This is a genomic window from Aeribacillus sp. FSL k6-2211, from assembly GCF_037966125.1.
Lineage (GTDB): Bacteria > Bacillota > Bacilli > Bacillales > Aeribacillaceae > Aeribacillus > Aeribacillus composti.
The window spans coordinates 2,487,273-2,501,634 of sequence record NZ_CP150190.1 but is presented as its reverse complement, the minus strand read 5'-3'; the positions used below and the strand labels follow the sequence as shown (position 1 = coordinate 2,501,634).

General features: G+C 39.1%; 14 protein-coding genes and 1 other RNA gene. 13 read left to right on the top strand and 2 right to left on the bottom strand.

Annotation, left to right across the window (positions count from 1 at the left end; genetic code table 11):
- Positions 1–92: 92 nt before the first annotated feature.
- The 7 genes from NSU19_RS11995 (at position 93) to NSU19_RS11965 (ending at position 6,366) form a co-directional block, all read left to right on the top strand.
- On the top strand, positions 93–320 hold the full coding sequence (locus tag NSU19_RS11995; protein WP_063388536.1) for a CotD family spore coat protein: 228 nt from the start codon (positions 93–95) through the stop codon (positions 318–320).
- 187 nt (positions 321–507) lie between these two features.
- The gene (gpsB, locus tag NSU19_RS11990) at positions 508–807 is read left to right on the top strand and encodes a cell division regulator GpsB (protein ID WP_063388535.1); all 300 of its coding nucleotides are present in this window, start codon (positions 508–510) and stop codon (positions 805–807) included.
- 65 nt (positions 808–872) lie between these two features.
- An RNA gene (rnpB, locus tag NSU19_RS11985) (RNase P RNA component class B) lies at positions 873–1,248 on the top strand.
- Between the two features lie 76 nt (positions 1,249–1,324).
- Positions 1,325–2,470 carry a class I SAM-dependent RNA methyltransferase gene (locus NSU19_RS11980; protein WP_339196684.1) on the top strand — a complete coding sequence of 382 codons (1,146 nt, stop codon included), beginning with the start codon at positions 1,325–1,327 and terminating at the stop codon, positions 2,468–2,470.
- 58 nt (positions 2,471–2,528) lie between these two features.
- A complete protein-coding gene (locus NSU19_RS11975; protein WP_157728005.1) occupies positions 2,529–2,702 on the top strand; it encodes a hypothetical protein in 174 nt (57 codons plus the stop codon).
- Between the two features lie 203 nt (positions 2,703–2,905).
- Positions 2,906–4,816 carry an ATP-dependent DNA helicase gene (locus NSU19_RS11970; RefSeq protein WP_339200021.1) on the top strand — a complete coding sequence of 637 codons (1,911 nt, stop codon included), beginning with the start codon at positions 2,906–2,908 and terminating at the stop codon, positions 4,814–4,816.
- Between the two features lie 26 nt (positions 4,817–4,842).
- Positions 4,843–6,366, top strand: a complete 1,524-nt coding sequence (locus NSU19_RS11965) for a carboxypeptidase M32 (RefSeq protein ID WP_144597730.1) — start codon at positions 4,843–4,845, stop codon at positions 6,364–6,366.
- Positions 6,367–6,525: 159 nt separating this feature from the next.
- Here NSU19_RS11965 and NSU19_RS11960 read toward each other — a convergent pair whose 3' ends face one another.
- Positions 6,526–7,431, bottom strand: coding sequence for a heme A synthase (locus NSU19_RS11960; protein WP_063388531.1), 906 nt, complete (start codon positions 7,429–7,431; stop codon positions 6,526–6,528).
- Between the two features lie 427 nt (positions 7,432–7,858).
- Between NSU19_RS11960 and cyoE the strand changes: the two genes are divergently transcribed.
- The 6 genes from cyoE (at position 7,859) to ctaG (ending at position 13,847) form a co-directional block, all read left to right on the top strand.
- Positions 7,859–8,731 (top strand): heme o synthase, encoded by an 873-nt coding sequence (gene cyoE, locus NSU19_RS11955; protein WP_339195788.1) that lies wholly within the window; start codon positions 7,859–7,861, stop codon positions 8,729–8,731.
- A 105-nt stretch (positions 8,732–8,836) separates the two neighbouring features.
- The gene (gene coxB / locus NSU19_RS11950; RefSeq protein ID WP_063388529.1) at positions 8,837–9,919 is read left to right on the top strand and encodes a cytochrome c oxidase subunit II; all 1,083 of its coding nucleotides are present in this window, start codon (positions 8,837–8,839) and stop codon (positions 9,917–9,919) included.
- A gap of 31 nt (positions 9,920–9,950) precedes the next feature.
- On the top strand, positions 9,951–11,819 hold the full coding sequence (ctaD, locus tag NSU19_RS11945) for a cytochrome c oxidase subunit I (protein WP_339196681.1): 1,869 nt from the start codon (positions 9,951–9,953) through the stop codon (positions 11,817–11,819).
- The gene (gene ctaE, locus NSU19_RS11940; RefSeq protein WP_339196679.1) at positions 11,819–12,442 is read left to right on the top strand and encodes a cytochrome c oxidase subunit III; all 624 of its coding nucleotides are present in this window, start codon (positions 11,819–11,821) and stop codon (positions 12,440–12,442) included. Before ctaD ends, ctaE begins: the two co-directional genes overlap by 1 nt.
- Before the next feature lie 2 nt (positions 12,443–12,444).
- The gene (gene ctaF / locus NSU19_RS11935) at positions 12,445–12,774 is read left to right on the top strand and encodes a cytochrome c oxidase subunit IVB (RefSeq protein ID WP_063388526.1); all 330 of its coding nucleotides are present in this window, start codon (positions 12,445–12,447) and stop codon (positions 12,772–12,774) included.
- 167 nt (positions 12,775–12,941) lie between these two features.
- Complete coding sequence (gene ctaG, locus NSU19_RS11930; RefSeq protein ID WP_186439338.1) at positions 12,942–13,847, top strand: cytochrome c oxidase assembly factor CtaG; 906 nt, start codon at positions 12,942–12,944, stop codon at positions 13,845–13,847.
- A gap of 31 nt (positions 13,848–13,878) precedes the next feature.
- Here ctaG and NSU19_RS11925 read toward each other — a convergent pair whose 3' ends face one another.
- Positions 13,879–14,238, bottom strand: a complete 360-nt coding sequence (locus NSU19_RS11925) for a YugN family protein (RefSeq protein WP_144597729.1) — start codon at positions 14,236–14,238, stop codon at positions 13,879–13,881.
- Between the last annotated feature and the right edge of the window lie 124 nt (positions 14,239–14,362).

Genomic DNA, 14,362 nt, shown 5'->3' with positions numbered 1-14,362 from the left:
TTTTGAAAATAGGTATTTGAATTAGTACATGTACACTTTTATATTCATAGGCTAGTATTGTAAAAATAATAAAAAGGAAGGAGTTATATAATATGAAATGCAGACCGAACGTTCTTCAGCCGATTGTTCATCCGACGAAATGCTGCGTCAATCATACACATTCAACAACAATCGTTCCTCATATCCATCCAATTCATACAACAAATGTTAATCATCAAATGTATCAACATTTGCATTATTTCCCGCATACTCAATCTGCGGTAAATAACGTGTCACATCAACATTTTCAGTGCATGGGACCTGGTCCGTTTCCGAGATAATCTTTGAGAAGGGGCTGAGTAACCAGCTCCTTCCGTTTATAATCATTATTTTTAAACCTCTGAAGGCTTCATTTTTTCCCATAATAGGATGGAGACATGTTATTACCATAAAGAATAAATTGACATTAATCAGGAAGTTTGAAAAAATATAGCCTAGGAGGACTTCTGACGATTGAGGTGAACCGAGTTGATTTCAGATAAAATTAGATTAACGGCGAAAGAAATTTTGGAAAAAGAGTTTAAAACTTCGATGCGCGGTTATAAACAAGAAGAAGTTGATAAATTTTTAGATATTATCATTAAAGATTACGAAACGTTTTACCAGGAGATCGAACAGTTGCGGCAGGAAAATATGCGGCTGAAAAAGCAGCTCGAAGAAGCATCGAAAAAACAACCGACGATGCAGGCGAATACAACGAACTTTGACATTTTGAAGCGTTTATCGAATTTAGAAAAACATGTATTTGGAAGCAAATTATATGAATAATGTTCATGGATGCCACTTGAATTTTTTATTCATTTTCACTATACTACATAATGCGGTTTAGCATAACGTTCGGGTAATCGCTGCAACGGATCATCCGTTGTAGAGGAAAGTCCATGCTCGCACGGTGCTGAGATGCCCGTAGTGTTCGTGCCTAGCGAAACCATAAGCTAGGGCAGCCTTTTCGGCTGACGGCGGGGAACGTGCCTAAGCTATTGATTAGTATGGCACTATTACCCTGAAAGTGCCACAGTGACGTAGTCTTGCGAGAAATCGCAAGAGTGGAACGCGGTAAACCCCACGAGCGAGAAACCCAAATGATGGTAGGGGCACCTTCTCTGAGGAAATGAACGAGGAGAAGGACAGAAGGGCTAAAACCCTTCTGTAGATAGATGATTACCACCCATGTACAAGCTGCATGGGGACAAAACATGGCTTACAGAACGTTATGGAATAAACCGCAATTTTTCGTGCTCTCCATTTGGAGAGCTTTTATTTTCTGAAAAAGACAGGTGAAAAAATGAGCAAACGGTTTACATTGATTGCAACAGCTGCAATGGGAATTGAAGCGATTGTTGCATCAGAAGTGCGCAATCTAGGATATACATGCAAAGTGGAAAACGGAAAAGTAACGTTTGAAGGCGATGAACTGGCGATTTGCCGAGCGAATTTATGGCTTAGAACGGCTGATCGAGTGAAATTAAAAGTGGCTGAATTTCCGGCGACGACATTTGAAGAACTGTTTGAAAAAACGAAAGCCATTGATTGGGCGGAATTTTTGCCTGAAAACGCTCAATTTCCTGTCATCGGAAAATCGGTGAAATCAAAACTGGCAAGTGTTTCTGACTGCCAGAAAATTGTGAAAAAAGCAATAGTTGAAAAATTGAAGCAGCAGTACCGAAAAACGACCGATTGGTTAGAAGAGACAGGGGCGGTTTACAAGATTGAGATCTCTTTACATAAAGACATTGCTACACTGACCATTGATACGAGCGGAGACGGCCTCCATAAACGAGGATATCGCGCTCGAAAAGGAAATGCCCCTTTAAAAGAAACGCTCGCTGCTGCACTTATTTTGCTAACGAATTGGACTCCTGACAGACCTTTCTTTGATCCATTTTGTGGTTCAGGTACGATTCCGATTGAAGCGGCGTTAATTGGGCAAAATATCGCGCCCGGCTTCAATAGAGATTTTATTTCAGAGCAATGGGACTGGATCGGCAAGGATGTATGGAGAAGGGCAAGAGAAGAAGCAGAGGATTTAGCTAAATATGATATTCGCCTCGACTGCATCGGGACGGACATTGATCATAAAATGATTGAGATTTCAAAAGAAAATGCCATGGAGGCCGGGCTTTCGGATGTCATTACTTTTAAACAAATGCAAGTTAAAGATTTACGTACAGTGAAGGAATTTGGGGTAATAGTCGGGAATCCACCGTATGGTGAGCGACTCGGAGAACGAGAAGAAGTGGAGCAATTATATAAGGAAATGGGGAAAACATTCTCGCTGTTAGATACTTGGTCGATTTACATTTTGACTAGCAATAAAAACTTTGAACAGTTTTACGGAAAAAAGGCGACAAAAAAACGGAAACTTTTTAACGGGTTTATCGAAACGCACTATTATCAGTATTGGGGACCTAAACCGCCCAAAAAAGCATAAATAATACCAGCTCTGCATAAATTAAAATGGATAAAATTTATACGGGGTTGGTTGATTTATGACAAAGGAAGAATATGCGATTATTTCTCGCGCATTAAAAAATACGTATACTGCATTGGTAGAAAGAGGTTCAACAGAAAAAGCGCTCAGTCAAATCTTTGAAGCGGAAGGGCAATTGAAAAAGGCTATTTTTCACGGATCTCTTTCCGTTCGAGAGAAACGGCTTCCCTGAAAATGGGAAGTTTTTTCTGTTTTTAAATGATTTCGTTTCAACCGAGTCAATCGCTTATGCTTCAAACCTTACCGCTCGCTTCCTGCATAAGCGAGGTTGACATGATTTTAATTGAATCGCGCGCTGCCAGAAAAGATATTGACGTTAAGCGTAATAAGTGAAATAATTTTACTCTATGAATAATCACGGAGGTTGGAGTCATGATGTTTCAAGGTTTACCTTTCCCGCTGACAAAAAATGAAAGTTTTTATGAAGCGTTAAACAAATGGATCGGTGATGTTCTGTATGATATTTTGCCTGAAAAAGGCTTTGAATTGCGCGACGAACAAATTTTTATGGCTTTCCAGCTTGACAGAGCTTTTAAAGAAAAGAAAGTTATGTTTGCGGAAGCGGGAGTAGGGACAGGAAAAACGATTGTTTATTTGCTTTATGCGATTGCATATGCGCGATATACCGGAAGACCTGCCGTCATTGCCTGTGCGGACGAAGCTTTAATTGAACAGCTTGTCAAAAAACAAGGGGATATAAAAAAGCTTGAAGAAGCTCTAGGTCTAAAAGTGGATGTGCGATTGGCAAAATCGATGAACCAATATTTATGTTTGGACAAGCTTGAGGATTTGCTTGGAATGGACGATGATGAGGACTTTTTTGATCTTTATGAATCTCTCCCTGAATTCGTGCATGATCAGAGCGGATGGCAATCTTACTATCATTATGGAGACCGGAAGCAATACCCGTTTTTTTCCGATGAAAAATGGGAAAAAATCAGCTGGGATCCTTTTAAAAACTGTTTGTCATGCAGCAAAAGACATCGGTGCGGCTTAATTCTTTCCCGCGATTATTATCGGAAGGCGAAGGATTTAATCGTTTGCTCCCATGATTTTTATATGGAGCATATTTGGACGAAAGAATCCCGGAAACGTGAAGGACAGCTCCCGCTTCTCCCAGAGCACAGCTGCGTCGTGTTTGATGAAGGCCATTTATTAGAATTTGCGGCTCAAAAGGCACTTACGTATCAAGTGAAAAAAGAAACGCTAGCAGCATATTTAGAAAAAATTTTAAAGAACAACATTCGTGAACAACTTGCTGAAATGGTCGAAGAAGCGCTTTTAGCGAACGATCATTTTTTTCATATGCTGTTTAAAAGTGCACATCAAAAGGAAGGCTCCAATCGGATGACAATCACGAGAACAGACGATTTGTTAGAAGCGGCCGGAAATTTGTACGAACGATTGAACCAGCTGTCTGAAGCTTTAGTTTTTGAAAGTGAACTATATACCATTGATGAATATAGCTTAAAGATTGTGGAAGAATACCTTGATCAAATGGAATTTTCTTTTCGCTTGTTTTTACAATTTGACAACACAATTACCTGGCTTGAACAAAACGTCGCGTCATCTTCTTTTGTGATCATGCCGCAAAGGATAGAAGATATTTTAAAAGAAAAAGTGTTTTCTCATAAAATACCTTATATCTTTTCATCAGCCACTTTATCGGATCAAAACGGATCGTTTGCTTATTTGGCGAATAGCCTTGGTATAAAAGATTATCTATCATTCTCCGTTTCCTCTCCTTTTGACTATGAAAAAAATATGAAAGTGTTTGTAAAAAAAGGTACGAGCGAGGAAAAATTGAACTGGACGGAATCTGTCATAAAATCAAACAAAGGGCGCACGTTAATTTTATGCAGAACGAAAGAGGAGCTGCTTTTCTTAAAAAAACATTTACCAAGCTTTTGGCATTCATGTTTATTTGAAGGAGATTATGAAATCAGCGAATTAGTGGCATCTTTTGAAAGAGATCCGGAAACCGTTTTGTGCGCTGTGCATTTATGGGAGGGGCTTGACGTTCCAGGACCGTCGCTTGAACATGTGATCATTTGGTCGCTGCCATTCCCGCCGGATGATCCTGTATTTGATGCGAAACGAAAATCCGCAACAGATCCTTTTTATGAAGTGGATCTTCCGTATATGATACTGCGGCTGAAGCAAGGGGTTGGACGCCTCCTTCGTACGAAAGATGACCATGGTACTGTAACGATTTTTATCAGCAAAGATGAGGGAGAAAATATTGTTTCGGAGGTCGTAAAAGCGTTGCCTGTCAAACCGAGCTGAAATATATTTTCAATTGGAAGAAGGGGATGATCAAAATGGGCTTAAAAGAAAAAGAACAAAAATTTTTCGATTACTTAAAGAAAATGGAAAGCTATGAAGAAGCATTAAATTTAATGTATTGGGATTTACGGACGGGTGCGCCGAAAAATGGATTGGAGCGGCGAGCTGAAACAATCGGCATTCTTTCTGAAGAGTGGTTCCAGATGTCCGTTTCAGATACTATGAAAGAGTTTCTTGATGAATTAACAGAAAAACATGTTTATGACAATCTCTCTTCGGTGACAAAGAAAGCTCTTCAGGAATGCAGAGAGGAGTATGAAAAAAACATTAAGATTCCGAAAGAGGAATATAAAGAATATGTCATTCTCCAATCAAAAAGCGAATCAGTTTGGGAAGAAGCGAAAGCAAATGCAGATTTCAATCAGTTTGCTCCTTATTTAGAAAAATTAATAGAATTCAATAAAAAGTTTATTTCCTATTGGGGCTATAAGGGACATAAATATAATACGCTCCTTCATTTGTATGAACCAGGAATAACTGTGGAGACGCTTGACAAGGTTTTTGCAGAGCTAAAAAAACATATCGTCCCATTAGTACAACAAATTGTACAATCATCAAAAAAAATCGACGTTTCGTTTTTGCACAAACCGTTTCCGAAAGAAAAACAGCGAAAGTTTTCCGAATATATTTTAAAGGAAATAGGCTACAATTTTGATGCCGGCCGCCTTGATGAAACCGTCCATCCTTTTGAAATTCGAATGAACCGGGGCGATGTTCGAATTACAACAAAGTATGATGAAACAGATTTTCGAACGGCCGTTTTCGGAACCATTCATGAAGCCGGACATGCGATTTATGAGCAAAACATAAATGAAGAACTGGAAGGAACTCCTCTTGCTGACGGCGCTTCAATGGGGATTCATGAATCTCAATCATTATTTTATGAAAATTTAATTGGGCGAAACTATCATTTCTGGAAGCGATATTACAACCAACTTAAAACGTATGCTCCAAACCAATTTACTGGGGTTTCTTTAAATGATTTTTACAGAGCGATCAATGAAGTTAAACCATCGCTGATCCGTATTGAAGCAGATGAATTGACATATTGTCTTCATATCATTGTACGCTATGAAATAGAAAAATTGCTGTTTGAAGGAAATTTGGATGTGTCTGATCTTCCAAAAGTTTGGAATGATAAATATAGCGAATATTTAGGTATTGCTCCAGATCATGATGGAAACGGGGTGCTTCAAGATGTTCATTGGGCGGGAGGAAGCTTTGGCTATTTCCCTTCATATGCTTTAGGATATATGTATGCAACGCAATTGATGCAAAAAATGGAGCAGGATCTTTCGAATGTTGAAGAACTTATTGAAAACGGAGAATTTCAGCAAATTCAAAGCTGGCTGACAAAACATGTTCATCTATATGGCAAAATGAAAAAACCGCTGGAAATATTAAAGGATGCGACTGGCGAATCGTTGAATCCGGCATATTTTATTCAGTATTTAGAAAAGAAATATAAAGACATTTACAGTCTTGATTAAAAGATTCGTTTGGAAAACTTTCCATCGTCAATCAGGGAAAAATTGTTTCGATTTTTAAAATGACATCCCACATTCTTAAAAAAAAATAAAAGATGGCGGATATCAGCTCTTTCGCCGATTTCCGCCATCATCAATTCTAAAGGCTTTAGACAGAGCCTTTTAATCATTCGAAGCTTTTGCCCGGCCTGCAAGAAGAACAAAATAGCACAACAGCCCGAACAAGCAGGAAATAAATAAAGCATGTGCCAAGGCAAGATAAAGATTTAAATCAGACAAGATCACGGATATGCCGGATAATGCTTGGAGAAGAATGAGAATGAAAGCTATAATCCAACCCCAATACATCACTTTTTGATCTTTATAATGTTTTATCGCATGAATAGTGGCAACCGCAATCCAAATAAACAGCAAGCCTGCTGCAAAGCGGTGGCCCATTTGCACCCATTCATGGACGGTTTGCGGGAACAAGCGATTTTCGCTGCAAAAAGGAATGCTTGGACAAGCTAGACTTGCGCCTTTATGCCGAACATATGCACCTGTGTAAATGACAATATAACTGTAAGTAATAATGCCATAAATATGAAATCGCATTTTTTTCCCAATGACAGCATTATCTGCGTCAAATTTTTTATCAACTTCAAAAATCAGCAGAGTAAGCAGCAAAACAGCTGCAAATGAAATGAGGGAAATTCCAAAATGAAGTGCAAGAACGGCATCGGATTGCCCCCATACGACAGCTGCAGCACCGATTAGCGCCTGCAAAACAATAAAAAAGATGGCCAGAAAACAAAGCAGCTTTGTTTCTTTTTTATGCCCGATCGCTTTCCAAGCCCAAATAACAAGACATAAAACAAGGATTCCTGCAATTCCGCTCACAAGTCGGTGTGAAAGTTCAATGATTGTTTCTAATGTCAAAGGGTCTGGAAGAACTTTTCCGTGGCAAAGCGGCCAAGACCGGCCGCATCCTTGAGATGATCCTGTTTTTGTTACGAGTGCTCCGCCAATTAAAACGAATAGCATGACGATTGTTGTCACGACGCCAAGCCATTTTAATAAATAGTGCATGTCTCATTCACCTTCTAACATCTTTAATAAGTTTAAAAAGCCGAAAGAAACTCCATAATGGGTATAGAAACATCAAACTTCGAAACAAATAGTTTCTTGTAGAATAAGAAAAAGCTTGAATATTCAAAAGGAGTTTGCTAGAAATATTATGGGGAAGGCATTTTGCCGAAACGTTCGACCAACTATTATTATAATCGGAAAATATTTTATTTTTAACCGCTTCACAATTTCGACAAACTTTATTCGCGAAATGTACACAAAAAATTGACGAATTATGGTTTAATACTATATGAATGCTTTTTTGTCTCGTGTTTTTTTTATATGATAGAGGCAAACGCTAAATGGTCTCAGATAGGAGGCCGTCCCAGAGGAGGTCATTCAATTGGGTAATACAAGGGGCGAAGTTGTTTTAAACGATCGGCAAGAAATTGAAGTGGCAACTTCCGCTTGGAAAGATTTTTTATCATTAATTAAAATCGGAATCGTCAACTCCAATTTAATCACCACTTTTACCGGAATATGGTTGGCATTATATTTCAGCGGTAAAAGTTTTCTTGAAAATATAGATATTGTTGTGTTTACATTGCTTGGAACAGCAGCTATTATTGCTGGATCTTGCGCAATCAACAATTTTTATGACAGAGATATTGACCATGTAATGGAAAGAACAAGATTACGCCCAACCGTAACGGGCCGTATAAGCTCGTTTCAAGTATTGCTGCTGGGGACCGGCTTCATTTCCATTGGAACGATTTTGCTTCTAATGGTTTCTGTTTCCGCAGCCGTCATTGGTTTGTTAGGCGTGTTTTCCTACATAGTGCTATACACGATGTGGACAAAACGCCAATATACGATCAATACGGTAGTCGGCAGCATCGCTGGAGCTGTTCCGCCGCTGATTGGATGGGCTGCAGTTGATGATTTAAATATCATTGCATGGATTTTATTTCTAATCATGTTTATTTGGCAGCCGCCTCATTTCTTGGCACTTGCGATGAAGCGTTCGGAAGAATACCGTAAAGCTGGAATTCCGATGCTTCCAGTTGTTCATGGCTTTGAGGTGACGAAAAGACAAATCATTGTTTGGGTTGCCTGCTTGCTGCCCCTTCCTTTTTATTTGTTTAGCCTAGGCATTGGCTTCATCGTTTTGGCTACTGTATTGAACATTATTTGGTTGATTTTGTCATTAATTGGACTGAAAATGAAAAATGATTTAAAATGGTCTAAGTGGATGTTTATCTATTCAATTAACTATTTAACCATTTTGTTTGTGGCTATGGTTGCCTTTTCAATAATTTAACGTTCGGTAGTAATTCTTTCTAGATAAGAATTTATTCATAGAAGGAATTCTTCATTTTTTCTTTATGAACAGGATTTAACAAAGAAAGAGGGGTTTGATTTAGCGATGAAAAAGCTGAAATGGCGTCTTTTGTTACTACTTTCAGTCATGACGCTCGTATTGTCAGGCTGCGGCGAACCGTTTATTTCCACGCTGATTCCAGCTGGAGAAGTTGCCGATGAACAATTTTCGCTCATGATGTTGAGTACGGCAATCATGGTGATTGTTGTTGCAGTCGTAACGATTATTTTTATTTATGTCTTAATGAAATTCCGCCGGAAAGGAAGCGATAAAATTCCGGTACAAGTGGAAGGAAGCCATAAGCTTGAAATCATTTGGACTGTTATTCCTATATTATTGCTGATTGTATTGGCAGTTCCGGTAGTTGCTTCCACCTTTAATTTGGCGGATACCGACCCAATGAAAAAAGCGTTGGCAGACGATAAAAATGGAGGAAAAGATCCTCTTGTTGTCAATGTAAGAGCAAGTTTGTATTGGTGGGAATTTGAATATCCTGGCTATGGAGTCATTACAAGCCAAGATTTAGTCTTGCCGACAGATGAAAAAGTTTATTTTAACTTAAAAGCATCAGATGTGAAGCACTCATTCTGGATTCCTCCAGTTGGTGGTAAAATCGATACAAACACAGATAATGAGAACCAGTTCTGGTTAAAAATTGATTCAAAACGTGCGAAGGAAGCTGAAAACATTTTTTACGGGAAATGTGCTGAATTATGCGGACCATCTCACGCATTGATGGACTTTAAAGTGAAGGCGGTTTCCCGAGATGAATTTAATTCTTGGATTAATAAAATGAAAAATTTCAAAGCTGAAACTGTTGCTCAAACAGCGTCTGCAAAACAGGGAGAACAAGTGTTCAAAGATAAAGGCTGTATCGGCTGCCATGCAGTATCACCAGCTGATAACCGACCTGAACAAGCACGCACGGCACCTAACTTAGCTAACTTTGCTGATCGTGAACGAGTAGCCGGCATCTTGGAGCACAATGAAGAAAATATTAAAAACTGGTTGAAAGATCCTGAAAAATATAAACCTGGCAACACAATGACAGGCACATACGGTAAGTTGACTGAAGAAGAACTTCAAGCATTAACAGATTATTTACAAAGCCTATCAGTTGAAAAGTAATGCTCACTAATTATAAAAGGGAGGTTACATCGTGAGTACGTTAGCTCGGAAAAAAGGGTTCTGGCCAACGGTTTGGGACTATTTGACAACTGTTGACCATAAAAAGATTGCCATCCTTTATTTAATCGCTGGAGGACTCTTTTTTGTAATTGGTGGAATTGAAGCGCTTTTAATGCGTATTCAATTGGCCATCCCAGAAAATGACTTTGTCAGTGCAGGTACGTTTAACGAATTGATGACAATGCACGGTACAACGATGATATTTTTAGCAGCTACGCCGTTATTGTTTGCATATATGAACGCAGTTGTTCCACTCCAAATTGGAGCTCGTGACGTTGCGTTTCCGTTTTTGAATTCTTTAGGCTTTTGGTTGTTTTTCTTTGGCGGTGTTTTCTTAAATTTAAGCTGGTTTTTAGGCGGGGCACCTGATGCTGGCTGGACGGCATACGCATCAGTGGCCTTGAATTCTCCTGGACATGGAGTAGACTTTTATATACTAGGGCTGCAAATTTCCGGTATAGGAACATTGATCGCCGGGATCAACTTTATTGTTACGATTATTAATATGCGTGCTCCCGGAATGACATACATGCGGATGCCATTGTTTACATGGACTACATTTGTGTCATCATCGCTCATTTTGTTTGCGTTCCCTCCGCTAACTGTTGGAATTGCGCTTTTAATGTTTGACCGTTTATTTGGCGGGAACTTTTTCAATCCGGCTTTAGGCGGGAATACGATCATTTATGAACATATTTTCTGGATTTTTGGGCACCCTGAAGTTTACATTTTAGTTTTGCCGGCATTCGGAATTTTTTCGGAAATTATTCCAACTTTTGCTCGGAAAAGATTGTTTGGGTATACATCAATGGTGTTTGCAACAGTATTGATCGGATTTTTAGGATTCATGGTGTGGGCGCACCACATGTTTACAACAGGTCTTGGTCCGATTGCCAATGCGATTTTTGCGGTTGCAACTATGACAATTGGTGTGCCGACAGGAATTAAAGTGTTTAACTGGCTCTTTACGATGTGGGGCGGAAGCATCCGCTTTACGACACCGATGCTTTATGCAGTCGGCTTTATTCCTTCGTTTGTTATGGGTGGTGTGACTGGAGTCATGCTCGCTGCTGCTCCAGCCGATTATCAATACCATGATACTTACTTTGTTGTTGCACACTTCCACTACGTAATCGTTGGTGGTATCGTATTTGCTATTTTAGCTGCTGCCCATTATTGGTGGCCAAAAATGTTTGGAAAAATGTTAAATGAGACGCTTGGTAAAATAACATTTGTATTATTTTTCATCGGTTTCCATTTAACGTTCTTTATCCAGCATTTCCTTGGTTTAATGGGAATGCCGCGCCGCGTGTTCACATTCTTATCAGGCCAAGGCTTTGACACTGGAAACTTGATCAGTACAATAGGTGCGGTTCTGATGGGGGTAGCAGTAGTCGTTCTCTTGATCAATGTTGTGGTTACTTCTGTGAAGGGAGAAAAAGTAGGTGCAGATCCTTGGGAAGATGGACGTTCACTAGAGTGGGCAGTCGCATCACCTCCACCTGAATACAACTTTAAACAAACTCCGCTTGTTCGAGGATTAGATCCTTTATGGATTGAAAAAATGGAGGGCAAAAAAGGCTTAACACCTGCTGAACCGCTAAGTGATATTCATATGCCGAACTCTTCAATCTTGCCGTTTTTTATTTCATTAGGCTTATTCATTGCCGCTTTCGGCCTCATGTACCACAATGACTATTCGTGGGGTGTGCCGGTTGCGATTATCGGCTTTGTCATTACGTTCGGTACGATGTTTTTACGCTCGGTTATTGATGACCACGGATACCATATTCATAAAGAGGATCTTTTAAAAGATGATAATGGGGGGGTTCGGGCATAATGCAAGTAGAAGAAAAATTAACGGCTGAAACGTTTCCTGAGCAGCCAGAAAAGGCCACCCTCGAAGGGAAAAATAAGTTTATAGGTTTTTGGGTTTTCTTAGGCGGCGAAACTGTGTTGTTTGCCACGTTGTTTGCTACGTTTCTTGCGTTGAGAAATTCCACCGCTGGTGGAGCCTCAACGCAGGAGCTCTTTGATATCAAATTAGTATTTGTAGCGACAATGCTCTTATTAACAAGCAGTTTGACAAGTGTCTATGCAATTTATCATATGAAAAACTTTCAATTTGGCAAAATGCAGTTCTGGTTTGGTGTCACCGTATTATTAGGTCTTGCATTCTTAATTTTGGAAATTTATGAATTTAACCATTATATGCATGAATATGAATTTAAGTTGACAAGCAGTGCGCTTGGTTCAGCCTTTTACACATTGGTAGGAACGCACGGTGCGCACGTTGCCTTCGGGCTTCTCTGGATCACAACGCTGATGATTCGAAATGCAAAACGCGGATTAAACTTATACAACGCTCCTAAATATTACGTCGCAAGCCTTTATTGGCACTTTATCGACGTTGTTTGGGTATTTATATTCACAGTTGTATACTTAATGGGAATGGTGGGATAACGATGGTGAGTGAAAATTCTCGTAACCCAAAAGTTGATTTAGCGTTTCGCCGCAAAAAAAATGCGGAAGAAATGAAGCACCAAGTCGTTTCATTTGCGTTAATGATCTTTTTAACGATTGTAGCTTTTATTACAGTAGGATATGATGGAATCGACGAATGGTTGAAAGTTCCATTTATTGTACTGCTTGCATGCATTCAAGTCATTTTCCAGCTGTATTATTTCATGCATATGAATCATAAAGGACATGAAGGACCACAATTTTTCATATGGTCAGGTATTTTTGTCACATTTCTGACGGTTCTTGCCTTTATGACAATTGTCTGGTGGTAAAATACTCTTTATGGAAGCAATCAGTTTTAACTGGTTGCTTCTTTTTTTAAGGCAATATAAATCTGCTTGCTGTAAGAAATGCAAATTCATAGAACGTTCATTGGAAAAAGAAAAGGAAAGCATGTATAATGAAATGGAATCGACTAGATCGATGATTGAAAGGATTGATTCAGTTGAGTTTAGATATATTTGGCTTTCGCGCTATGTGGAGTCCGCTGTTTTTTATATTTTGTGTTATTTTAATTGTGCTTTACTTATTATTAACCGATTCGCTTCGTCACTATTTTAAAAATTCTGAACCGGTCAGCTTAAAGCAAAAATTAGTGTTTATATTGGCAATCGTTCTCCTTTATGTCAGCAAAGGCAGCCCGCTTGATTTGCTGGGGCACATTACATTTACAGGGCATATGGCTTCAATGGCGATTTTGTTTTTAATCGTAGCACCGCTTTTGATTATCGGCGTCCCTGAATGGTTATGGAAGGCTGTTATGGAAAAGCCGGTCATAAAACCTGTTGTAAAATTTTTCACTAAACCGATATTGGCAATGATTTTGTTTAATTTATTTTTTTCCTTGTATCATGTGCCGTTTATTTTCGATACATTAAAATCAAATTATATTTATCATGAGGCTGCTACTACTTTTATTTTCGTTTTTGCCTTTTTTATGTATTGGCCATTGATTGGAAAAAGTCCAAATTGGCATCCAATTGGGGGTCTGAAAAAAATTGCCTACATTTTAGGGAACAGCGTTTTAATCACACCAGCCTGCGGTTTAATCATTTTTGCAGGTGCGCCGCTGTTTGAAACATATTCGAATCCGGAGGCGTGGGTAAAGACTTTAAGCTTATGTGTTCCTTCTGATACGTTGGCTGGGTTGTCTTTGTCAGGCCCGCAAATGTTTAGCGGAATGCCGCTGCTTGAGGATCAGCAGCTTGGCGGCATTATTATGAAAGTGATCCAAGAGCTTGTGTACGGAACATTTTTAGCTCATGTATTTTTTGAATGGGCGAAAAAAGAAAGAGAAAAAGACGACATTGATGTGCAAAATTTGTCTCCTGAACCAAATAAATAAAAAAAACTGCAGGTTATTTGCCTGCAGTTTTTCAAACAGTTAAGCTTTCAATCGCTTCTTTTGCCCGCTTTAACAGTTTTTCGCTCGACTCAACGATGACGGCTGGAAAATGTTCATCCTCTCCATATTCGACACCATGAGGATAATAATGTTTCCCTAATATTGGAGTTAGCAATTTAATAAGTGCGTAGCGGCCTCCCACATCGCCTTCAATACAATATCCTTGTACTCTTAAATAGAAAACATCGCCCTTATGCTCAAATTTTTTGTCAAACGTCACACGGTCATAATCCCATTGGCCGGCAAGGATAAAACCTAATTCTGTCAACGCATCCTTAAGGTGAGACAATTCCACCGTCAGCCCTTCCAGGCCGATTTGTTCAAATTTCATATGTATTTCCCTCCTAAGCGCTTCGAACAAAAAATTGATTTCTCTCTACTGTTTAATAATAGTATGAATAATTAAAACATGCAATGTTATATATATAGCATTTACACAATGTTCAAATAAAATT

Excerpts from the sequence above, each read along its gene's own strand:
- NSU19_RS11975 (WP_157728005.1), top strand. The coding sequence starts at position 2,529 with ATGACAAAGGAAGAATATGCGATTATTTCTCGCGCATTAAAAAATACG.
- NSU19_RS11995 (WP_063388536.1), top strand. The coding sequence starts at position 93 with ATGAAATGCAGACCGAACGTTCTTCAGCCGATTGTTCATCCGACGAAA.
- NSU19_RS11925 (WP_144597729.1), bottom strand. The coding sequence starts at position 14,238 with ATGAAATTTGAACAAATCGGCCTGGAAGGGCTGACGGTGGAATTGTCT.
- coxB (WP_063388529.1), top strand. The coding sequence starts at position 8,837 with ATGAAAAAGCTGAAATGGCGTCTTTTGTTACTACTTTCAGTCATGACG.
- NSU19_RS11970 (WP_339200021.1), top strand. The coding sequence starts at position 2,906 with ATGTTTCAAGGTTTACCTTTCCCGCTGACAAAAAATGAAAGTTTTTAT.
- NSU19_RS11965 (WP_144597730.1), top strand. The coding sequence starts at position 4,843 with ATGATCAAAATGGGCTTAAAAGAAAAAGAACAAAAATTTTTCGATTAC.
- ctaF (WP_063388526.1), top strand. The coding sequence starts at position 12,445 with ATGGTGAGTGAAAATTCTCGTAACCCAAAAGTTGATTTAGCGTTTCGC.
- ctaE (WP_339196679.1), top strand. The coding sequence starts at position 11,819 with ATGCAAGTAGAAGAAAAATTAACGGCTGAAACGTTTCCTGAGCAGCCA.
- NSU19_RS11980 (WP_339196684.1), top strand. The coding sequence starts at position 1,325 with ATGAGCAAACGGTTTACATTGATTGCAACAGCTGCAATGGGAATTGAA.
- NSU19_RS11960 (WP_063388531.1), bottom strand. The coding sequence starts at position 7,431 with ATGCACTATTTATTAAAATGGCTTGGCGTCGTGACAACAATCGTCATG.